Annotated in this window: 17 protein-coding genes and 1 riboswitch; of the genes, 8 read left to right on the forward strand and 9 right to left on the reverse strand. The window is 65.0% G+C overall.

From position 1 onward, the window contains the following. Window positions 1-597: 597 nt before the first annotated feature. Together AB3X89_RS15500 and AB3X89_RS15505 are read right to left on the reverse strand one after the other, a co-directional pair. A complete protein-coding gene (locus AB3X89_RS15500; RefSeq protein WP_368584073.1) occupies window positions 598-1,338 on the reverse strand; it encodes a CbtA family protein in 741 nt (246 codons plus the stop codon). Window positions 1,339-1,349: 11 nt separating this feature from the next. Then, window positions 1,350-1,571: a CbtB-domain containing protein gene (locus AB3X89_RS15505; protein ID WP_368584074.1), complete on the reverse strand. Its 222-nt coding sequence runs from the start codon at window positions 1,569-1,571 to the stop codon at window positions 1,350-1,352. 40 nt (window positions 1,572-1,611) lie between these two features. Next, a riboswitch (cobalamin riboswitch) is annotated at window positions 1,612-1,767 on the reverse strand. Window positions 1,768-1,851: 84 nt separating this feature from the next. Here AB3X89_RS15505 and AB3X89_RS15510 point away from each other — a divergent pair. After that, a complete protein-coding gene (locus AB3X89_RS15510; protein WP_368584075.1) occupies window positions 1,852-2,472 on the forward strand; it encodes a histidine phosphatase family protein in 621 nt (206 codons plus the stop codon). A 13-nt stretch (window positions 2,473-2,485) separates the two neighbouring features. Here the strand turns inward: AB3X89_RS15510 and AB3X89_RS15515 are convergent, their stop codons facing one another. Continuing rightward, entirely contained in the window at window positions 2,486-2,926 is a 441-nt protein-coding gene (locus AB3X89_RS15515) for a hypothetical protein (RefSeq protein ID WP_368584076.1), read from the reverse strand. Between the two features lie 196 nt (window positions 2,927-3,122). Between AB3X89_RS15515 and AB3X89_RS15520 the strand changes: the two genes are divergently transcribed. The 7 genes from AB3X89_RS15520 to AB3X89_RS15550 all read left to right on the forward strand — a co-directional run bounded on the left by AB3X89_RS15520 (window position 3,123) and on the right by AB3X89_RS15550 (window position 11,968). Further along, window positions 3,123-4,640: an ATPase domain-containing protein gene (locus tag AB3X89_RS15520; RefSeq protein WP_368584077.1), complete on the forward strand. Its 1,518-nt coding sequence runs from the start codon at window positions 3,123-3,125 to the stop codon at window positions 4,638-4,640. A gap of 3 nt (window positions 4,641-4,643) precedes the next feature. Further along, window positions 4,644-6,302, forward strand: coding sequence for an ATP-binding protein (locus AB3X89_RS15525; protein WP_368584078.1), 1,659 nt, complete (start codon window positions 4,644-4,646; stop codon window positions 6,300-6,302). An 85-nt stretch (window positions 6,303-6,387) separates the two neighbouring features. Continuing rightward, a complete protein-coding gene (locus AB3X89_RS15530) occupies window positions 6,388-7,008 on the forward strand; it encodes a MarR family winged helix-turn-helix transcriptional regulator (RefSeq protein ID WP_368584079.1) in 621 nt (206 codons plus the stop codon). A 6-nt stretch (window positions 7,009-7,014) separates the two neighbouring features. After that, window positions 7,015-9,117 carry an FUSC family protein gene (locus tag AB3X89_RS15535; protein ID WP_368584080.1) on the forward strand — a complete coding sequence of 701 codons (2,103 nt, stop codon included), beginning with the start codon at window positions 7,015-7,017 and terminating at the stop codon, window positions 9,115-9,117. Window positions 9,118-9,186: 69 nt separating this feature from the next. Further along, window positions 9,187-9,396 carry a DUF1656 domain-containing protein gene (locus AB3X89_RS15540; RefSeq protein ID WP_176123222.1) on the forward strand — a complete coding sequence of 70 codons (210 nt, stop codon included), beginning with the start codon at window positions 9,187-9,189 and terminating at the stop codon, window positions 9,394-9,396. Next, a complete protein-coding gene (locus AB3X89_RS15545; protein ID WP_368584081.1) occupies window positions 9,393-10,403 on the forward strand; it encodes an efflux RND transporter periplasmic adaptor subunit in 1,011 nt (336 codons plus the stop codon). The genes AB3X89_RS15540 and AB3X89_RS15545 overlap by 4 nt, the downstream gene beginning before the upstream one ends. Beyond that, window positions 10,400-11,968, forward strand: coding sequence for an efflux transporter outer membrane subunit (locus AB3X89_RS15550; RefSeq protein ID WP_368584082.1), 1,569 nt, complete (start codon window positions 10,400-10,402; stop codon window positions 11,966-11,968). Before AB3X89_RS15545 ends, AB3X89_RS15550 begins: the two co-directional genes overlap by 4 nt. A gap of 214 nt (window positions 11,969-12,182) precedes the next feature. Here AB3X89_RS15550 and AB3X89_RS15555 read toward each other — a convergent pair whose 3' ends face one another. The 6 genes from AB3X89_RS15555 to xylA form a co-directional block, all read right to left on the reverse strand. Next, entirely contained in the window at window positions 12,183-12,644 is a 462-nt protein-coding gene (locus AB3X89_RS15555; protein WP_368584083.1) for a (2Fe-2S)-binding protein, read from the reverse strand. A 55-nt stretch (window positions 12,645-12,699) separates the two neighbouring features. Continuing rightward, the gene (locus tag AB3X89_RS15560) at window positions 12,700-14,970 is read right to left on the reverse strand and encodes a molybdopterin cofactor-binding domain-containing protein (RefSeq protein ID WP_368584084.1); all 2,271 of its coding nucleotides are present in this window, start codon (window positions 14,968-14,970) and stop codon (window positions 12,700-12,702) included. A gap of 281 nt (window positions 14,971-15,251) precedes the next feature. Next, on the reverse strand, window positions 15,252-16,451 hold the full coding sequence (locus AB3X89_RS15565; protein WP_368584085.1) for a sugar ABC transporter permease: 1,200 nt from the start codon (window positions 16,449-16,451) through the stop codon (window positions 15,252-15,254). After that, window positions 16,448-18,007 (reverse strand): D-xylose ABC transporter ATP-binding protein, encoded by a 1,560-nt coding sequence (xylG, locus tag AB3X89_RS15570; RefSeq protein WP_368584086.1) that lies wholly within the window; start codon window positions 18,005-18,007, stop codon window positions 16,448-16,450. The genes AB3X89_RS15565 and xylG overlap by 4 nt, the downstream gene beginning before the upstream one ends. Window positions 18,008-18,102: 95 nt before the next feature. After that, window positions 18,103-19,131 carry a D-xylose ABC transporter substrate-binding protein gene (gene xylF / locus AB3X89_RS15575; RefSeq protein ID WP_013093030.1) on the reverse strand — a complete coding sequence of 343 codons (1,029 nt, stop codon included), beginning with the start codon at window positions 19,129-19,131 and terminating at the stop codon, window positions 18,103-18,105. 129 nt (window positions 19,132-19,260) lie between these two features. Continuing rightward, window positions 19,261-20,583, reverse strand: coding sequence for a xylose isomerase (gene xylA, locus AB3X89_RS15580; protein WP_368584087.1), 1,323 nt, complete (start codon window positions 20,581-20,583; stop codon window positions 19,261-19,263). Window positions 20,584-20,755: the final 172 nt, after the last annotated feature.

The raw sequence follows: 20,755 nt of genomic DNA on the forward strand, positions 1-20,755 counted from the left end.
TCAGTTCAAACCTGTTACTGTTTTCGGTTTCGTCAGAAACCGGTCGCTCACTCAACGTACTGACGATGATCAATCCGTCTTTCGACAGATAAACCTTCCTCTAATACTGTGTGAGGCTTTCTGATACTTTTTGCCTTGCAGCAGATCCAGAAGAATCCGCCGCCGCATTCCGCATCAAGCGCCCACACTTATCGGCTGTTAGTTTTTAAAGATCGATCCGCCCAACCCGCTGCGCCTGAACCACCACTACCCGGCACCGCTTCGTTTGCGTCGCTGCTTCTGCAGCAGAGAAACGAGATTATGGAGAGCGGTCGACAACACGTCAATACCCTTCTCACAAATTATCTTAAAAAGTTGAAGAGCTCAAAAATTAAGCAGCGCCACGCACAAGATGGAATTAGTTAGGCGTCCAATTGGATTCACTGGGAGCCGCGTCGAGTGGAGTTGCGAAAAGCCGTTAAGCAGCTTTTCCACAGAAAATGTTCGCAAGGCTGTGGATAACCGCTCCACAACCACGCCAAGTACTTGATCCAAAACCATTCTCGCGCATTGCGCGCGAAGCGTGGCCGCTTGCGCGGCCACGCGTCACGGTCCCATTCAGGCCGACTTCATCGTCACCCGCGCATTCGTTCGCATAAAAGCACTGCGCTCGACCATCGCGCCGAACAACAACCCGATCGTCGTCCACATGACCACCTGCATGCCGATCGCTGCGACGCGGAACTTCCACAGCAGCACGGCCGGGAACGTGGCCGGTACTTCATTGATGACCGGCATCGACAGTTGTACGGCCGCGATGATCACGACGAATACGAGTCCCGCGACGATCGAGCCGTTCCATGCACCCAGCTTCGCCGCCGCGCGGCGCCGCACCTTCAGCGAAAACACCATCGTCGTGAGCGAAATCGCGATCATCAGAAAGAACAGGCCCGTGCGCGTGCCGATCGTGTCCGGATCACCGACCGACGGCGGATTGGCCGGATACTTGATATTCGGCACGACCACGAGGGCAATGAACGCGCCAAGCGCGAGCCACGCGGACAGCGCGCGCACGCTCGAGGTACCCGTGCGTCCATATGAATAAGCAAACACCAGCGAGAACAGACCGCCGAATGCCGCACCATACGTGACCACGCCAGTCAGCAGGCCGAGGCCAGCCTGCGTCTCACGGCTCACGATTTCGGGCTCGGGCGCCTCGCCGCGCGCGGTGGCCGCTTTTTCTTCGAGCGAAATGGCCTGCTCGACCTGTGGTTCGCCGACGATTCGCGCGAAGGCGAACGTGAGCAAGCCCGCGACGATGCCCGCGAGCATCCCGCGCACCAACAATTTACCTACCATGTCGAACTCCGTTAGTGGCAGGGAAAGCCAAGCAGATGGCGGCCGTCGTGCACGAACTCATGCACGTACATGCCGGGCACGAGCGATGTCGCGCCCTGTTCCGCACCAACGAAGTAAAGCGCGAGCAACAGCAGCAAGCCGCCGAACACGACCCACGGCAGCAGTTCGCGCAAAGGAATGGGAGTGGGCTGGGCCGCCGGTTGCGCGGCGCGATCGAAAACAGCGTCGGTCATGATGGACATCTCCTGGGGTAACGCGCCCCGATAGTCGATTGCGGAAGAATGATGCGAAGCTCAGGTCTGGCTTTCGGCTCTTGTGGATTGCAAGGCCGATTACAGTGGCGCGACCGCGCCGGGCTCTCACCGGCTTCCGTGCTTCGCAGTGTCGGTATTCTACGCGCTAAACTGCGGCTTCCGCGACGACGAAGGCTACCTCGCAACGCGCAACGCGCAACGCCCGCAGCGAGCCGATGAAGCCATGCAGGCAAGTGCGAATGAGGCGCCAACGCAAAGAATGGATACGCGACTGTTACTGGTGAGCCATGCGGCAACGGCCGCACAGCGCGCGGGCCGCTTCCCCGCCGACGATCCGCTCGACGCGCGCGGCCGCGCCGAAGCCGAAGCGGCGCGCGCCCGTCTCGCGCTTCCCGCCGACGCCGCCGTGTTCACCAGTCCCGCCGCAAGCGCGCGCCAAACGTCCGCCGCGCTCGGTCTGAGCGCCACGCCTGCCGACGCATTGGCGGATATCGACTACGGCAAATGGCGCGGCCAGCGCCTCGCGGATATTGCCGACGAAGCCCCCCGCGAACTCGCGGCCTGGACACGCGAGCCCGACGCTGCGCCGCCCGGCGGTGAATCGTTCGATCGACTGGTGCGGCGGGTCGGAGAGTGGCTCGACGCGCAACAGGCAGACGCACACTCATGCAACGCGGTCAACGAAGCAGGCTTCGCGGCCTCTGCGCACGGTCGGACCATCATCGCGATCACTCACGCAACGCTTCTGCGAGCGGCAATCGTGCATGCCCTCGGCGCGTCGCCAACCGTGTTCTGTCACATCGAGATCGCGCCGCTGTCGGTCGTCGAATTACGCCACTCGCGACGCGGCTGGTCATGGTGGCCGGCCGCCACCGCCTGAACGGAACCGCCGCTTACCTGCCCGACACCACGAGCCGCAACCGGTTCGACCCCTCGGGCGTCAGCGTGATTTCGGTGCGTCGATTCTTCGCGCCGAGATAAAAGTGCTGACGTCCCGGCGAATTCTGATCGTGGGTTGCATCGGGCAGGCACGACGCGATGTCGGCCGCGACCGCTTCCAATGCATCCGCGTTCGAGCCCGTCGCCTGATGCGGCGTCCACGTGCACTGGAAACTACGATGCGCGGCCGAACATTGCGCGTCGTCGCCATAGGGTTGCGCGACGCCTTTGCCGTCGTCGGGCGTCAGCGAGGTGAAGCCGTCGGGCGCCGCGGCGACGATCCGTTTTAGCGCGCCGCAAGGTCTGGGGCTATCGTCGGCGGATGCGCCGGCCGGCAGCAGCGCAACGAGCGATGCCGCGGTAAGCGCGATAGCGGAGGGTCGATAGGCTTTCATGTTGTGCGTGAAGCTTCCAGAGTGCTGCTGAAAAAAGCTCGCAGCGAGCCACCTTCAACAGCACGCTTCATGCCCATTCGCGCGAGCCCCCGGCACGCAGGCCGCGCAGGACGGCACACAAATTGCGTGGCGCCATACCGGCCGCAACATCACGCCGCTTCCGATCAAAGCCACTGCCGACGTCATTGCAACCATCATGTCGACCACCACCGCCGCCCCCACCCCCGCCCGCTTATCGTCGGGCATCGCAGGAATCGACGACATCCTCGGCGGTGGTCTCACGCCGAACCGCATGTACCTCGTAGAGGGTGAGCCAGGCACGGGTAAAACCACCCTGGCGTTGCAATTCTTACTCAAGGGCCTCGACGAAGGGCAGACCGGTCTTTACGTCACGCTGTCCGAAACCCGTGCCGAACTGCTCGCGATCGGCGCGAGCCACGGCTGGGATCTGAACCGCTTCAAGATACTCGAACAGCTGCCCGAAGAAGGGCTCGAACCACAATACGAACAGAGCGTGCTGCACCCGGCCGAAGTCGAACTCGGCGAAAGCGTGCGCAACGTGATCGAACACGTCGACGAACTGAAACCCGCGCGCGTCGTGCTCGACAGCCTGTCCGAACTGCGGCTGCTGGCGGAGAACCCGTTGCGCTACCGCCGGCAGATTCTCGCGCTCAAGCACCATTTCTCGACACGCGCATGCACGGTGCTGCTGCTCGACGACACGTCGGCCAGCGCCTCCGGCATTCAGCTTCACAGCATCGTGCACGGCGTGATCAGCCTTGACAACATTTCCCACGATTACGGCGGCAACCGCCGCCGTCTGCGCATCGCGAAGATGCGCGGCATCAAGTTCCGCGAGGGCTATCACGACTTCACGCTGAACACCGGCGGTCTGCGCGTCTATCCGCGCCTGGTCGCCGCCGAGCATCACCGCGAATTCGGCACGAGCCCGATGAGCACCGGCACGCCCGGCCTCGACGCGCTGCTCGGCGGCGGCCTCGTTCCCGGCACCAATTCGCTGATCATCGGCCCGTCGGGGGTCGGCAAAACCACCACCGTCGTGTCGTGCCTGCTTGCCGCGCTCGAACGCGGCGAGCGCTGCGCGTACTACGTGTTCGACGAAACGCTCAGCACCCTGGTCACGCGCTGCGCGTCGCTCGGCATGGACCTCGCACCGCATGTCGACAGCGGTCTGCTGACTTTGCGCCAGATCGATCCCGCGGAAATCTCGCCGGGCGAGCTGTCGAGCGACGTGCGCAACGCGGTCGAAAACGAAGGTGTGTGCTATGTCGCGGTCGACAGCCTGAACGCCTATCTGCAGGCGATACCCGGCGAGCGCTTCCTGCTGCTGCACATGCATGAGCTACTCGGCTATCTGAATCAGCAGGGCGTGGTCACGATGCTCGTGCTCGGGCAGCACGGCATCATCGGCGAGGTGCAGACCGAGGTCGACATCAGTTATCTGAGCGACGTGGTCGTGCTGTTCCGCTACTTCGAGCATCACGGCGAAGTGCTGACCGCGGTAACCGCCGTCAAGAGCCGCGCGAACGATCATGAACGCACGATCCGCCAGTTCCGCCTCGGCACCGCAGGCGTCGAGATCGGCGAAGCGCTGCGTGATTTCGAGGGCGTGTTGTCGGGCCTGCCCTCGTATCGCGGCGGCACCGCGATGCTCGGCGCGGCGAACAATCTGATCGACACATCGGGACAGTAAGCGATGGAGCAGCGTGTCCTCATCCTCGCACCGTTCGGCCGCGACGCCGAAGTGATCGCCGCTGTGTTGCACAACGACGCACGCGCGTGCGTGACCTGCGACGACGCCGACGCGCTCACCAGCGAGCTCGACGCCGGAGCCGGCACCGCGCTGCTCACCGAGGAAGCGCTCGCGAACGGCCACGGCTCGGGCCTCTTTGCTTGGCTCGAACGGCAGCCCGCATGGTCCGACTTCCCGTTCATCCTGCTCGCCGCGCGCAGCATCGGCCATCGCTCCACGCGCGGGCTCGAAGTGCTCGAACGGCTCGGCAACGTCGTCGTGCTCGAGCGTCCGCTCAATTCGGAAACCTTGCGGCGCGCGGTCGCGTCGTCGTTGCGGGCCCGCGGGCGGCAATATGAATCGCGACGGCTGCTTGCCGAGCGCATCGAGGCACAGGACGCGCTGGAGCAGCTGAACGATTCGCTGGAAAGCCGCATCGCCGCGCGCACGCACGAACTCGCGTCGGCCAACGACCGGCTGATGGCCGAGATCCACGAACGCGCGAAGGTGCAGGCCGTGCTCGTGCAATCGCAGAAGATGGAGGCGCTCGGCCAGCTGACCGGCGGCATCGCGCACGACTTCAACAATCTGCTCAACGTGATCATGGTGAACGCGGAACTGATCGCGCGCGTGATCGGCGACGAACGCCTGCGCGGCATGGCCGCCACCGTCAAGCGCGCGACCGAGCGCGGCGCGAAACTGACCGGCCAGCTGCTGACCTTCTCCCGCAACAGCAACCCGAATCTGAAAGCGATCGACGTGGTCGCGCTGCTGCAAGGCATGCGCGACATCATCGCGGTGTCGCTCGGATCGAGCATCCGCTACGGCAACGACTTCGAGCGCAATGAAATGTGGACCCGCGCCGACGCGAATCAGCTCGAGCTCGCGGTGCTCAATCTCGCGATCAACGCGCGCGACGCGATGCCCGATGGCGGCCGCCTCGACATTCGCGTGACCCTGCGCGATGCGCCCGACCAGACGCTGAAGCAAGGCCGCTACGTCGTGATCGAAGTCACTGATACCGGAGAAGGCATTCCGCCCGACGTCGTGTCGCGCGTGTTCGATCCGTTCTTCACGACCAAGCCTGTCGGCAAGGGCACGGGGCTCGGCCTAAGCCAGGTGTATGGCATCGCGAGGCAGGCGGGCGGCACCGCGCGCATCTTCAGCGAAGAAGGCATCGGCACCACGGTGCAGATCTGGCTGCCGATGCGCGAGCGGGTGGTCGCGCACAACGAAGCGGAGTCCGACGCGGAAGCGAACGCGGCCGGCGACAAGCACGTGCTCGTGGTCGAGGACGACAACGAGGTGCGCGCGATGCTCGTTGAATCATTGCGCATGCTCGGCTATACGGTGACCGAGGCCGCCGACGGCCAGGCCGGCCTTGACCGCCTCGTCGACGATCATCCCGATCTGCTGATGGTCGACTTCGCGATGCCGGGCATGAACGGCATCGACGTGATCGCCGCGGCGCGCAAGCTTCGTGCCGATCTGCCGGTGATCCTCGCGACCGGTTATGCGGACGTCAACATCTCCGATCTCGCAGTCAAGCATTGCACGATCCTGCGCAAGCCGTTCCAGCTCGACGACCTGGCGCGCACGGTGCGGATCGGGCTGGTTGCGTGATTCGCGCCGCAGACTCCTCCGGTTCGGCCACGATTTCCAAAATCAATAGTTTGCTAACGAATATTTTGGAAATACAATACCGGCCATGTCGAATCTCGATGCCTTGCGCCGCACCGTCAGCAGCACGCTGGTCGTCGCCGCCAGAAAGTGGCGGCGCACGAGTCACGGTGTGCTCGCGGCCTTCAACGTCTCCGAAGCGTGCGCGACACCGCTTCTGACCGCAAGCCGGCTCGGCTCGGCGGTGCGTCAGGTCACGCTCGCCGATCACATCGGCATCGAGGGGCCATCGCTCGTGCGGCTGCTCGACCAGCTGTGCGCGGCCGGCCTGATGCGCCGTGACGAAGACCCCGAAGACCGCCGCGCGAAGACCGTCGTCCTGACCGACGAAGGCCGCGCCGTCACCGCGAAGATGGAAGAGGAGCTGGTCACGCTGCGCGCGCAGGCGCTCAAAGGTGTATCGCGCGACGATCTCGAAGCCGCGCTGCGCGTGCTCGACGCATTCACGACCGATGCCGCCGCACGCTCCGAACCGGGCGGCGGCGAGCCTGAGCCCGCCAAAGGCGAGCCGCTTGCCGGCAAGGTCAAACGGACGAGCGGCAAAAGCGCGGCCAAAACGGCCGGCAAATCCCGCGGCACCGTGAAGGCGCGCAAGTCCACCAGGCGCGGGGCGCGAGCCAGCGCGCCGCACAACGCCGATTCCGCGTAACGGCTCATGGTCTATCCCACTCTCCGCGACTGGCTGTTCTCAATCAAGACGTTCGCCGCGGCCATGCTCGCGCTCTACATCGGCCTCGCGTTCGAACTGCCGCGTCCGTACTGGGCGATGGCCACCGTCTATATCGTGTCGAACCCGTTCGTCGGCGCGACCCGCTCGAAGGCGATCTATCGTGCGCTGGGCACCGCGCTCGGCGCGTCTGGCGCGGTGCTGCTGGTGCCGCCGTTCGTCGAATCGCCGTACCTGTTCAGCGTGATCGTCGCAGCGTGGACCTGCACGATGCTGTACCTCGCGGTAGCGGACCGCACCGCGCGCAGCTACGTGTTCATGCTGGCCGCCTATACGATGCCGATCATCGCGCTGCCATCGGTGACGAATCCGACCGGCGTGTTCGATCTCGCCGTGAGCCGGACCGAGGAGATCATTCTCGGCATCGTGTGCGCGAGCATCGTCGGCAGCGCGGTGTTTCCGAGCCGGCTCGCGCCGACGATCATCGAGCGCACGGACGCATGGTTTCGCGACGCCGCGTTCTACGCGACCGAAACGCTATCGGGCCGCATCGCAAGCTCGGCGATTTCCGGCGCGCGGCAACGGCTCGCGAGCACGATCAACGGTCTCGAACTGCTGCTGAGCCAGCTCGCCTACGACCACACGCGGCCCGACGTGCTCGCGCGCGCGCATGAACTGCGCGGCCGCATGCAGTTGCTGCTGCCTATCATGTCGTCGCTCGCCGATCCGCTGCTCGCGCTCTACAACAACGGCCCGCAACATTGGCCCGAAGGGCTGCAGACGCTGATCGACGACGTCATCAAGTGGTTCAACCAACCGCTGCCCGAGCCGAGCGAGGGCTATCACGCGGACGAAACCGCCAACGCGCTGCGCGCGCGCATCGCCGCAATGCGCCCGCCCGCCGCCGCGCTCGCGCATTGGGACGGCGCGCTGCTGTCGAATGCGCTGTGGCGGCTGGGGCAAGTGATCGACGTGTGGCAGGACTGCCGCTCGCTGCGCATCATCATCACCCGCGAGGAAGGTTCGTGGCGGCCGCATTTCCGTCACTGGCGGCTCGGCGGCACCGAGCGCTTCTACGATCGCGGCATGATGCTGTTCGCGACCCTGTCGGCGGGCGCGGCCGTGGTGCTCGCGTGCGCGCTGTGGATCGGCTCGGGCTGGAACGACGGCGCGAGCGCGGTCACGCTGGCGGCGGTCGCCTGCTGCTTCTTCGCCGCGCTCGACGAACCAGCGCCGTTCATGTTCCGCTTCTTCGTCGCGACTGGCGTCGCCGTCGTGGCCGCGGGCCTCTATCTGTTCGTCGTGCTGCCGCAGGTACACGACTTCGCGATGCTGGTGATCCTGTTCGCCGCGCCGTTCATTCTGGTCGGCACGCTGATTCCGCGCCCGCAGTTCAACATGGTGACGGTGCTGGTCGCGGTGAACACGGCCACCTTCATCAGCATTCAGGACGCTTACGACGCGAACTTCCTGACGTTCCTGAACGCCAACCTCGCGGGCCTCTCCGGCCTGCTCTATGCATACCTGTGGACCCGCGTGACGCGCCCGTTCGGCGCCGAGCTCGCCGCGGCGCGCCTGTTGCGCTCGAGCTGGGCCGACGTCGCGCTGACCGCATCGACGCGGCCGATCGAAGATCCGCGCAACCTCGCGGCGCGCATGCTCGACCGGCTGATGCAATTGATCCCGCGCCTTGCCGCCACCGACGACCAACGCCATCCGTCGATCGAGAGCTTCCGCGATCTGCGCATCGCATTCAACGCGCTCGATTTGCGCCGCCTCACCCGCAAGCTCGGCGGCGAAGCGGCCGGCGCGATCGAGCATGTGCTGGATGGAGTGCGTGCATACTACGAAAGCTGCGTCGCGCGACGCCACCGCGAGCCGGTACCGGACAGCCTGATGTCGTTGATCGACGTGGCCGTCGCGCGTGTCACCGCGCAGGGGCTGGCCAACGCCGCGGCGCCGACCGAGACCTCGCCAACCTCCGCGCGCCAGTTGCGCGATGCGCTGCACGCGCTGGTCGGCTTGCGTCTTTCGCTGTTTCCGGCGACCCTCACGAAACCAACGCCGACCGAACCGGAGGCCGCCGCGTGATGTACCCATTCTTGCGCCACCGTTCGTACCCGCTGGCGCGCCCCGTCCCCCCTTTTCCCAGTTCCCGCGATGATCGGTGAAATCGATATCTTCGGCGTATTCGTACCGTCCGTGCTGGTTCTGATGTTGATCGCGTATCTGATCAACCTCGGCATCCGCACCGTGCTCGATTACGCCGGCTTTTACCGCTTCGTCTGGCATCGCTCCGTCTTCGATCTCGGCATCTATGTGCTGGTGCTGGGCCTTGTCGTCGTCGTTTCGCACAGACTAATAACGTGAAAAAAACCTGGTTCTCCGTCGGTCAGATCCTGCTGACCCTGATCGTCGTGGTGGTCGCGGCATTCGTGCTGTGGAAACTCGTCAACTACTACCTGTTCGCGCCGTGGACCCGCGACGGCCACGTACGCGCCGACGTGATCCAGGTCGCCCCCGACGTGTCGGGACTGATTTCGTCGGTCGAGGTCATGGACAACCAGCAGGTCAAGCAGGGCCAGGTGCTGTTCAGGATCGACCAGGCGCGCTACACGCTCGCCTTGCGTCAGGCCGAGGCAACCGCGCAGCAGCGTCGCGCGACGCTCGATCAGGCGCGCCGCGAATACGCGCGCAACCGCCAGCTCGGCAATCTCGTCGCCGCCGAAGTGCTCGAAGAAAGCCGCTCGCGCGTCGACGCTGGCGAAGCCGCGCTTGCCGATGCGAACGTCGCGATCGACACCGCGAAGCTGAACCTCGAACGTTCGACGATCAAAAGCCCGGTCGACGGCTATCTGAACGACCGCGCGCCGCGCGCCGGCGAATTCGTCGCGGCGGGCCGCGCGGTGGTCGCGGTGGTCGACATGCATTCGTTCCGCGTCGACGGCTACTTCGAGGAGACCAAGCTGCGCGGCATCGACATCGGCCAGCCGGTCGACATCATCGTGATGGGCGAGCCGAAGCCGCTGCGCGGGCACGTGCAGAGCATCGTCGCCGGTATCGAAGACCGCGACCGCACGCAAAGCGCCAATCTGCTGCCGAACGTGAACCCGGCGTTCAGCTGGGTGCGGCTCGCGCAGCGCATTCCGGTGCGCGTCGCGCTCGATGAAGTGCCCGCTGATTTTCGCCTGATCGCGGGGCGTACCGCGACCGTGTCGGTGCGTGATCTGTCGCCGGTCAGAACCCGAGCCGTGTCGGGCACGGGCGGCGCATCTGGCACGCTCGCCGCTTCGGCCGCGCCGGTGGCGCCGGGTTCGTCGGTGGGCTCCGGGTCGGCCGGGGCAACGGCCACCGCACCGTCGGGCGCGTCGCAATGAAGTTCGTGCGTACCTTGTCCTCGCTGGCGCCGCGCTTGCCGCTGCTGCCATTGCTGCCGTTATTGCCGCTCACCGTCGCGCTGAACGCCTGCATCAACGTCGGGCCGAACTACACGCTGCCGAAACAGGCGCTCGTCAATGCGCCGCTCGCAACTGCAGCGATCGAGGGCGCCGATCCCGCGCTGACGTCGAACCTCAACACGCCGACCGTCTGGTGGAAGCTGTACGACGATCCGGTGCTGAACGGTCTGGTCGACCAGGCGTTGAAATCGAATACCGACCTGCGCGTCGCGGCCGCGAATCTCGCGCGCTCGCGCGAGGCGCTGGGCGTGGCGCAGGCGCAGGGTGGCTTTTCCGGCAACGCGTCGGTGGCGATCCAGCGCGCGCAGGAATCGGCCGAGCAATTCCTGCTGTTCGAGAAACTGCCGGTCGCCAATCTGGGTGACATGGGCATCAACGTCTCGTACGAAATCGATCTGTTCGGCAAGCTGCGCCGCGGTGTCGAAGCGGCGGCGGCGGACACCGAGGCCGTGGAAGCCGCGGCCGACCTCGCTCGCATCACCGTCGTCGCGGACGTGGTGCGCTCGTACGTCGAACAATGCTCGGCGGCGGAGGAACTGCACATCGCGCAGCAATCGCTCGCGTTGCAGAAGCAGCGCGTGGATCTGTCGCGCCGTCTGCGCGACGCGGGCCGCGGCAACCAGACCGCGGTCACGAGCGGCCAGACCCAGGTCGAGACCCTGACGGCCGACATTCCACGCTACACCGCGCGCCGCAAGATCGCGCAATACCGGCTCGCAATGCTGCTGGCGCAGTCACCGTCGCAATTGCCGCCGGCCGTGCTCGCGTGCGACCGGCTGCCGCAAATCCACCAGCCGATTCCGATCGGCGACGGCGCCGGGCTGCTGCGGCGGCGCCCGGATGTGCACGAAGCCGAGCGTCAGCTCGCGGCGTCGACGGCGCGCATCGGTGTCGCGACCGGCGCGCTTTATCCGAGCATCAGCATTGGCGCGTCGGCGGGCTTCACCGGCATTCTGGAAGACATTCCCACCCAGCCGACGGCGCGTTGGGGCTTCGGTCCGCTGATCAGCTGGAACTTCCCGGCCAATGGCGCGCGGCAGCGGGTCCGCGAAGCGGAAGCGTCGAGCCAGGTCGCGCTCGCCAAGTTCGACGGCGTGGTGCTGGGCGCGCTGCGCGAAACCGAGACTAACCTCGCAACCTATTCGTCCGATTACGCACGCGCCGAAGCGCTGCGCGCGGCGCTGAAGTCGGCTGCGCAATCGGCGGATGAAACGCATCGGCTGTATCGCGCCGGCCGCGAGTCGTTCCTCGCCGATCTCGACGCGACGCGCACACTGACGGCCGCAAAGTCGCAGCTCGCGGCGGCGGAAGGCCAGGTGGCGGTCGATCAGGTCAATCTGTTCCTGTCGCTGGGCGGCGGGTGGGAGGTCGGCGGGCAAAGCACGCCGGGAGAAACGCGCCCGCAGTTGAAGGCAACACCCGTAGCGGGCAAGCCGAGCGCGAAGTCGGGAGCGTCGAGCGCCGCGACTGTGAAAGCGCCTTGATCGGCCGTCTTACGATTTATTTTTGACAAGCTTTCTTTTTGCTTTCTCTTTCGGTTAAATACGTGACACCACTTCAACTACGGGGTCTCGTATGTCGCCATTCATGCAGGGTGTAGTCACGTTGGGCGGATGCATCGGTGTCTTCACCGCGGTGGTTACGGTGGTCGAAATGTTCGCGCGTTGAGTTGGGCGGGCGGCGGTCCGGAAGAGCGGCTCAGCTCTTGCGCGACTTCGCCGCCGCCTGATGTATCGCCGCCCGCACCCGCGGATACGTGCCGCAACGGCATACCACCGGCGTCATCGCCTCGTCGATGTCGGCATCGGTCGGATCGGGTTTGTGCTTCAGCAACGCGCAAGCCGCCATCAATTGCGCGCTCTGGCAATAACCGCACTGCACCACATCGAGTTCGAGCCACGCGGCCTTCAGCGCCTGCGCCTCGGGCCCCTGCAAACCCTCGATCGTCGTGATCTTCTGCGTATGCAGGCTCGACATCGGCGTCTGGCAAGCGAGGCACGCGGCATCATCGAGATTGACCGTGCACGCGCCGCAGATGCCGACGCCGCAGCCGAACTTGGTGCCGGTCATGCCGAGATCGCAACGCAGTACCCATAGCAGCGGCATGTCCGGGTCGGCATTGACCAGCACCCTGCGTCCGTTGATGTTCAGTACCGCCATGCCTGCCTCCTGAGTCGCCACGCTGCATCGCAAGCTGTTGCCTGTCCGCCGTCCGTCATGCAAGCCGCAACGGCAGCGTCCGCAAACGCTGCCCCGTCAGCGCGAACACCGCATTGCCCACCGCCGGCGCGATCGGCGGCACGCCCGGCTCGCCGACACCTTGCGGATGCAGCTGACTCGGCATGATGTCGACTTCGATCGCCGGGCACACATTCATCCGCACGACGGGAAAGTCCACGAAGTTCTTCTGCTGCACCTGGCCGTTGAAGATCGTGATCTCGTTCTGCAACGCGCTCGACAGCCCAAACACGATGCCGCCTTCCATCTGCTGACGGATCAGGTTCGGGTTCACCGGTAAACCGCAATCGATCACGCACACCACGCGATGCACGCGAATCTGCCGGTTCGCCCCGACCGACACCTCCGCGACCTGCGCGACGACGCTGCCGAATGCCTCGTGCAACGCGACGCCACGCGCGCAGCGCGCGCCATCGGCGGCGGGTTTGAGCGGACGTCCCCAATCGGACAACTTCTCGACACGCTTCAGAACCGCCAGATGACGCGGATGCTCGGCGAGCAGCATCGCGCGAAACGCGATCGGGTCCTGGCCGGCCGCGACGGCGGCTTCGTCGGTGAAGCTCTCGGTGAAGAAAGCCTGATGCGAGTGGCCGACCGAGCGCCAGAAGCCAATCGGCACCGGCAATTCGACGATCTTGTGCGACACGCGCGCGGCCGGCCACTCGTACGGTTGATCGAACGCGCCTTCGCAGGTGGTCTTGTCGATCGGCATGTGCGGCACGCCGTAGTAGCGCGCGAGCGCATCCGGCACGATCGCCTGGCCCGCCGACTTCGCTTGCCACGCGACCAGCTTGCCGTGCTCGTCGAAGCCGGCCTGCAGCCGTGCCGCGCACGCGGGCCGGTAGAAGTCGTGCGTGAAATCCTGCTGGCGCGACCAGATGGTTTGCACCGGACGGCCATCGGCCTCGCGCGCGATCGCGGCGGCCTGCGCGACGAAATCGAGTTCGAGGCGCCGGCCGAACGCGCCGCCCAACAACTGCGTCTGCACATCGACGAGATCGACGTCGAGGTCGAGCACTTTCGCCGCATGGTGCCGCGCGAGCCGCGGCATTTGTGTCGACACCCAGACGGTCGCCGCGCCGTCGGCGACCTGCACGGTGCAGTTCAGCGGCTCGACCGCGCCATGCGCGAGGTAGGGCGCGTGATAGACCGCTTCGATCTTGCGCGCCGCGCGACTCATCGCGTTGTCGACGTTGCCGATGGCGTAATACACGTGGCCGTCCGTATGGTCGAGCGCGTCGACGAGGTGGCGATCCACCTCCGTGCTCGACAGCTTCGCGGCCTCGCCGTGATGCCAGGTCACGTTGATCGCCTCGACCGCGTTCATAGCGTGAAACGCGTTGTCCGCGATCACGGCGACGCCGCCGGTGCCGCCCGCATACGGCCGCACGGCGAGCGCCTTGATGAAGCCCGGCATCTTTTGCGCGGGCGTCGCATCGAAATGCGCGACCGTACCGCCGAGCGTCGGGCACATCACGACGCTCGCATAAACCAACCCGTTCGGCAGCACGTCGATGCCGAAGCGCGCCGCGCCGTCGATTTTCGACGCGGCTTCGATGCGCCGCACGGGCTGGCCGATCAGCTTGAAGTCGGCGGCCTGCTTCAGGACGACGCTGCGCGGCAGCGGCTGGCCCGCGGCCACCGACGACAATTCGCCGAACGTCGCCTTATGCCCCCACGAATGAAGCACGTGGCCCTTTTCCGCGCGACATTCGTGGACCGGCACGTTCCAGCGGTCGGCCGCCGCCCCGATCAGCATCGCGCGCGCCGACGCGCCGGCCTCGCGCATCGGCGTCCAGAGATCGTTCATGCTCGACGAGCCGCCCGTCATCATCGTGCCCACCTCACGCACCGCCTTGCTCGTAATCCACACGGTGCCGCGCCGGATATAGCTGTCGTCGTCCGGGCGAAACGGCAGATCGTCGACGATGCTCTGCACCGCGTTGTAGATCCGGTCGATCGGCGCCTCTTCGACGTGCACCTGCGACCAGTCGGCGTCGAGCTCCTCGGCGAGCAGCATCGCAAGCCCCGTATGGATGCCCTGCCCCATCTCTGCCTTCGGCACGATGATCGTCACGCGGTTGTCGGTGTCGATCTTGACCCAGCCGTTCAGCGCGACCTGAGTGCCTTGCGTCGGCAGCGGCGTCGACGTCATCAGGCGCTGGCGCGGCGGCAGCACGCCCCAGCCGACCAGCAGCCCGCCCAACGCACTGGCGCCGCCAAGCAGAAAGGTTCTGCGCGTCAACATGGCATGGCTGGCTCGATGGTAGGAAAACGGCGACAGCGCCGATGCACCCGTCTTTGACTGCGAATAGTAATAAGACGAATCGGCGTGCGTGATACTTAAATGCTCGCGTGAACCTGGAGCGGCCGTGCGGCGTGGAAAGGCGGGTACGGAAAGCGGCGGGGGAAAGTCGTGGGGTGTTTCATTAACTGCTATCGCGCGGGCCGCGGTGTGCGAGCGAGATTAAAACCGCTGGCACACCGCGAACCTTGCGCCTGATTCGATCAGGCGATCTTGCGACCGGATCAACGGCGGTTCGAACCCGACACCACGTCGATCCACACGGCCAGCACGAGGATGCCGCCCTTCACGATCATTTGCCAGTACGCGTCGACGTCGAGCATCGACATGCCGTTGTCGAGGCTCGCCATCACGAGCGCGCCGATCAGCGCGCCGTACACGGTGCCGGAACCGCCGCGCATCGACGTGCCGCCGATGAAGCACGCGGCGATCGCATCGAGCTCGCCCATCGAGCCGGCCGACGGCGAACCGGCGGCGAGCCGCGCCGTGTTGACGATGCCGGCGAACGCGCACATCAGCCCCATCAGCGCGAAGATCGCAAGCTTCACGCGGTCGGTGTTGACACCCGACAGCCGCGTCGCTTCGAGGTTCGAGCCGACCGCGTAGATGCGGCGTCCGAACACGGTCTGCGTCGCGATCCACGTGAAGATGCCGAGCAGCGCGAGCAGCAGCAACACCGGCACCGGAATGCCGCCGTAGTTGTCGAGCATCGCGACGAAGCCGGCGAGAATCGCGCCCGCGCCGACCACCTTCGCGACGTCCTGCCAGAACGGCACGACGCGCAGCTGATAACGCTGCCGGTTGGCGCGTTGGCGGATCGTCAGGAAGGCCAGCAGCACGAACAGCACGACGGCGAGCGTGTCCCCGGCAATGCGCGGCAGATAGCCCTGGCCGACGAACACGAAGCTGTCCGACACCGGCGCGATCGTCGAGCCGCCGGTAATGCCGAGCAGAATGCCGCGATACGCGAGCATGCCGCCGAGCCCGACGATAAACGACGGCACGCGCCGATACGTCGACCACCAGCCGTTGAACAAGCCGACCACGATGCCGAGCAGCAGCACGACCGGAATCGTCACGCCGATCGGCCAGTGCCGGTTCACGTCGAGAATCGCAGCGACGCCGCCGAGCAAACCGAGCAGCGAACCGACCGACAGATCGATCTCACCGGCGATGATCACGAACACCATGCCGCACGCCAGCATGCCGGTAATCGACATCTGCCGCAGCAGATTCGACAGATTACGCGGCGTCACGAACGCGCCGTGGGTGAGCGCCGAAAAGAAAATCCAGATCACGGCGACGGCGATCAGCAGCGCGAGAATCTTGTAGCGCGCGAACAGTTGCTGGAGCCGTTGCGTGCCGCCGAATGCGCCTCGCGGCGCGGCGTTGTCGGTGCGTTGGGAAGTTACGTCGGGAGTCATGCGGCACTCGCTGCGGTTGGGTTCGTAGATAGATGCACGGGGCGGATCGCGGCGCCGAGAATGTCTTCCTGCGTGAGACCGTCGTTGACGAAGTCGCCGCGCAACTCGCCCTCGCCGATCACCAGCACACGGTCGCTGATGCCGAGCACTTCCGGCAATTCGGACGACACCATCACGATCGACATGCCGCGCTGCGCCAGCTGGAAGATCAGCTTGTAGATCTCGTACTTGGCGCCGACGTCGACGCCGCGTGTCGGTTCGTCGAGGATCAGCACGGTCGGGTTGGTCAGCAGCATGCGCGTGAGCACGGCCTTCTGCTGATTGCCGCCCGACAGACTTGCAATCGATAGCATCGGATTCGCGGCGCGCACCGAAAGCCGCTTCATTTCCGTATGAATCGTGTCGAGTTCGGCCGCGGAATCGATGCGTCCGCCCGACGCGAAGCGCTGCAATACCGCAAGCGTGATGTTATGGCCGACGCTCATGCCCGGCACGATGCCGTGGCGTTTGCGGTCCTCCGGCACCATCGCGATGCCGGCGCGAATCGCGTCGATCGGCGCGCGGATTTTCAGCGGCTTGCCGTCGAGCACGACGTGCGCCTCGCTGATCCCCGCATACGCGCCGAAGATCGCCTGCATCAGCTCGGTGCGGCCCGCGCCGACGAGCCCGGCGACGCCGAGAATCTCACCGCGTCGCAACGAGAACGACACGTCGTCCACGCGCTTGCGGCGCGGATTCGTCACGTCGAAACACGTAACGTTGCGGGCTTCGAAGATCACGTCGCCAATCGGATGCGGCTCGCGCGGAAACAGGTTCTTGATCTCGCGGCCGACCATCAGCGAGATGATCCGCTCGGTCGTCAGCGAACGCATCGGCTCGGTGGCGACATGGCGGCCGTCGCGAATCACGCTGATCGTGTCGCAGACTGCCGCGACTTCGTCGAGCTTGTGCGAGATGTACACGCAGGCAATGCCGCGCCGTTTCAGATCGCGCACGATGTCGAGCAGGATCGCGATTTCCGAGGCGGTCAGCGAGGACGACGGTTCGTCGAGAATCAGCAGCTTCGCGCGCTTGTTCAGCGCCTTCGCGATTTCGATCAGCTGCTGATGGCCGCCGCCGTAGTTCATCACGGGCTGCGCGGCGTTGATGCCGCTGATGCCAAGTTCGCGCAGCAGTTCGTCCGCGCGCTGATACATCGCCGCGTAATTCATGCGGCCGCCCGGCAGCGTGATTTCGTTGCCGAGAAAGATGTTTTCCGCGACCGACAGCTCCGGCACGAGCATCAGTTCCTGGTGGATGATGATGATGCCCGCGCGTTCGGTGTCGCGTACGCTCGCGGCCTTCAGCGTTTCGCCTTCCCAGGTGATTTCGCCATCCCAGGTTCCGTGCGGATACACGCCGGATAGCACCTTCATCAGCGTCGATTTGCCCGCGCCGTTTTCACCGCACAGGCCCACGCATTCGCCCGGCGATACGGTCAGATCGATGCCGTCGAGCGCCTTTACGCCGGAAAAAGCTTTGACGATGCCGCGCATCGTCAGAAGAGGTTGCGTCATTCGCTATGCCTCGCTGCAAGTTGGGCCGATGTTCGAGCACGCTCCCGGGCGCGACGGCCCGGGAGCGTGGCGTTCACATCAAACCCGTCTCAGTGTTATTTGCTCGCGAGTTGCTGTTGCGTGTAGAAGCCGTCCTTTACGACGGTGTCGAGGTTCGCCTTCGTCAGCTTGGTCGGCTGCAGCAGCACCGTATCGACCTTCTTCTTGCCGTTGTCGTACTGCGCGTTGAACCCCGGCTTGTCACCCTTCGCCAGCGCGACCGACAGCTTGGCCGCTTCGCCCGCGATCAGCTTCAGCGGCTTGTAGACCGTCATCGTCTGCGTGCCGGCCGCCACGCGTTTCACCGCTGCGAGGTCGGCATCCTGGCCCGAGATGGGTACCTTGCCCGCGAGGCCTTGCGCCGCGAGTGCCTGGATCGCGCCGCCAGCGGTGCCGTCGTTCGAAGCGACGACTGCGTCGATCTTGTTGTTGTTCGCGGTCAGCGCGTCTTCCATGATGCGCAGCGCGGTCGATGCGCTCCACTCCGGCACCCACTGCTGGCCGACGACCTTGATGTCGCCCTTGTCGATCGCCGGTTGCAGCACCTTCAGCTGGCCCTGGCGCAGCATCTTCGCGTTGTTGTCGGTCGGTGCGCCGCCGAGCAGGAAGTAGTTGCCCTTCGGCCGCACGTCGTAGACGCCCTGCGCCTGCATTTCGCCGACTTTCTCGTTGTCGAACGAGATGTATGCGTCGATATCGGCGTCGAGGATCAGGCGGTCATACGACACGACCTTGATGCCCGCTTTGCGTGCTTCGGCCACCACGTTGCCGAGCGTCTTCGAATTGAACGGCACGATCACGATTACGTCGACGCCGCGCGAGATCAGGTTTTCGATCTGCGAGATCTGACGCTCTTCGCTCGCATCGGCCGACTGCACCGACACCTTCGCGCCGAGCTTTTCCGCTGCGGCGACGAAATAGTCGCGATCGCGCGACCAGCGCTCGACACGCAGATCGTCGATGCAGAAGCCGATTTCCGGATGATCCTTGCTGGCATGCGCGAGCGGCGCGGCGAGCGACAGGCTGGCGAGTACCGCGCCGCACAGCAGCGAGCTCAGTACGTTACGACGCATTGCGAACTTCATTTTTGTCTCCTTCGTTAGTGATCGCCGGAATACCGGACGTATCGGTCTGCGCTGCGAGCCGCAGACTCGGACAAGCGACAACCCACAGCTTGCTGGTGCGCGCGGTCCGCGTGGCCGCGCGATCTTTATTCAACGTCCGCTATAAATCGCCTGATTTACGATGTTTTCCATCTGTTCCTGCTGCCCGCTCACATGCCGCGGATTCAGATCGCGCGCCAGTGTGTCGTCCGCGAGCGTCGCCAGCGAATACTCGCCGGACAGGATCTTGCGGCCGAACTCGCCATCCCAGCCCGCGTAGCGTTGCCGCTTGAACTGCTCGAGGCGCTCGTTTTCGACCAGCACCGCCGCGCGTTCGAGACCGAGCGCGAGGTTATCGATCGCGCCGATGTGGCCATAAAACAGGTCTTCAGGATCGACACTCTGGCGCCGCACTTTCGCATCGAAGTTCATGCCGCCGGTCGTAAAGCCGCCGTGGCGCAGAATCTCGTAGAAGGCCAGCGTCAGTTCCTCGACGCTGTTCGGGAATTGATCGGTATCCCAGCCATTTTGCGGATCGCCGCGATTCGCATCGACGCTGCCGAAGATGCCGAGCGCAAACGCGGTCGCAATCTCGTGATGGAACGAGTGGCCCGCGAGCGTCGCGTGATTGGCCTCGATGTTGACGCGGATCTCCTTGTCGAGACCATGCTGCAACAGGAAGCCGTGCACGGTCGCGACGTCGTAGTCGTATTGGTGCTTGGTCGGCTCCTGCGGCTTCGGCTCGATCAGCAGCGTGCCCTTGAAACCGATCTGGTGCTTATGCTCGACCACCATGTGCAGGAAGCGCGCGAACTGCTCACGCTCGCGCACGAGGTCGGTGTTCAGCAGCGTGTCGTAGCCTTCCCGTCCGCCCCACAGCACGTAGTTCTCGCCGCCGAGGCGCAGCGTCGCGTCGAGCGCATGACGCACCTGGGTCGCCGCAAAGGCGAACACCTCCGGATTCGGGTTGGTCGCGGCGCCGGCCGCGTAACGCGGATGCGAAAACAGATTCGCGGTGCCCCACAGTAATTTGATACCGGTATCCTGCTGCTTGCGCGCGATGTAGTCGGATACGCGCAGGAAGTTTTCGCTGTATTCCTTGACGCTCGCGCCTTCGGGCGCGACGTCGGTATCGTGGAACGTGTAGTACGGCGTGCCGAGCTTCGAGAAGAATTCGAACGCGGCGTCGGCTTTCTGAAGCGCCCGCTCCATTGCGTCGCCGGGTTGCTGCCACGGCCGCCGGAACGTGCCCTGACCGAAGATATCGACGCCGGGCCATACGAACGTATGCCAATAGCACACGGCGATACGCAGATGCTCCTCGAGCGTTTTGCCGAGTACCTTCCTGGTTTTGTCGTAGTGACGGTACGCGAGTGGGTTGTCCGATTGCGGGCCTTCGTATCGAATCTCGGGAATGTGTTCGAAGTAGGACATCGGCGTCTCCGGTCGGCCCGAGTTGCCGCAAGGCGACTACTCGGGTCCCATGAAAGGTTTTCTTTGCATTCTTCACTGCGACCCGCGCGACTTGGCCGTGCAGGCCGACGAGGTGACGCAATGCTGCCGCTTGCACGATGTGCCGGCAATTGCGAAATTTCGCAGCGCGCTT

The organism is Paraburkholderia sp. BR14320 (assembly GCF_040948665.1).
GTDB classification, from domain to species: Bacteria; Pseudomonadota; Gammaproteobacteria; order Burkholderiales; family Burkholderiaceae; genus Paraburkholderia; species Paraburkholderia youngii.

Bases quoted from the DNA above. Each gene is read 5' to 3' on its own strand.
- AB3X89_RS15500 (WP_368584073.1), bottom strand. From the start codon at position 1,338: ATGGTAGGTAAATTGTTGGTGCGCGGGATGCTCGCGGGCATCGTCGCG.
- AB3X89_RS15505 (WP_368584074.1), bottom strand. From the start codon at position 1,571: ATGACCGACGCTGTTTTCGATCGCGCCGCGCAACCGGCGGCCCAGCCC.
- AB3X89_RS15510 (WP_368584075.1), top strand. From the start codon at position 1,852: ATGGATACGCGACTGTTACTGGTGAGCCATGCGGCAACGGCCGCACAG.
- AB3X89_RS15515 (WP_368584076.1), bottom strand. From the start codon at position 2,926: ATGAAAGCCTATCGACCCTCCGCTATCGCGCTTACCGCGGCATCGCTC.
- AB3X89_RS15520 (WP_368584077.1), top strand. From the start codon at position 3,123: ATGTCGACCACCACCGCCGCCCCCACCCCCGCCCGCTTATCGTCGGGC.
- AB3X89_RS15525 (WP_368584078.1), top strand. From the start codon at position 4,644: ATGGAGCAGCGTGTCCTCATCCTCGCACCGTTCGGCCGCGACGCCGAA.
- AB3X89_RS15530 (WP_368584079.1), top strand. From the start codon at position 6,388: ATGTCGAATCTCGATGCCTTGCGCCGCACCGTCAGCAGCACGCTGGTC.
- AB3X89_RS15535 (WP_368584080.1), top strand. From the start codon at position 7,015: ATGGTCTATCCCACTCTCCGCGACTGGCTGTTCTCAATCAAGACGTTC.
- AB3X89_RS15540 (WP_176123222.1), top strand. From the start codon at position 9,187: ATGATCGGTGAAATCGATATCTTCGGCGTATTCGTACCGTCCGTGCTG.
- AB3X89_RS15550 (WP_368584082.1), top strand. From the start codon at position 10,400: ATGAAGTTCGTGCGTACCTTGTCCTCGCTGGCGCCGCGCTTGCCGCTG.
- AB3X89_RS15555 (WP_368584083.1), bottom strand. From the start codon at position 12,644: ATGGCGGTACTGAACATCAACGGACGCAGGGTGCTGGTCAATGCCGAC.
- AB3X89_RS15560 (WP_368584084.1), bottom strand. From the start codon at position 14,970: ATGTTGACGCGCAGAACCTTTCTGCTTGGCGGCGCCAGTGCGTTGGGC.
- AB3X89_RS15565 (WP_368584085.1), bottom strand. From the start codon at position 16,451: ATGACTCCCGACGTAACTTCCCAACGCACCGACAACGCCGCGCCGCGA.
- xylG (WP_368584086.1), bottom strand. From the start codon at position 18,007: ATGACGCAACCTCTTCTGACGATGCGCGGCATCGTCAAAGCTTTTTCC.
- xylF (WP_013093030.1), bottom strand. From the start codon at position 19,131: ATGAAGTTCGCAATGCGTCGTAACGTACTGAGCTCGCTGCTGTGCGGC.
- xylA (WP_368584087.1), bottom strand. From the start codon at position 20,583: ATGTCCTACTTCGAACACATTCCCGAGATTCGATACGAAGGCCCGCAA.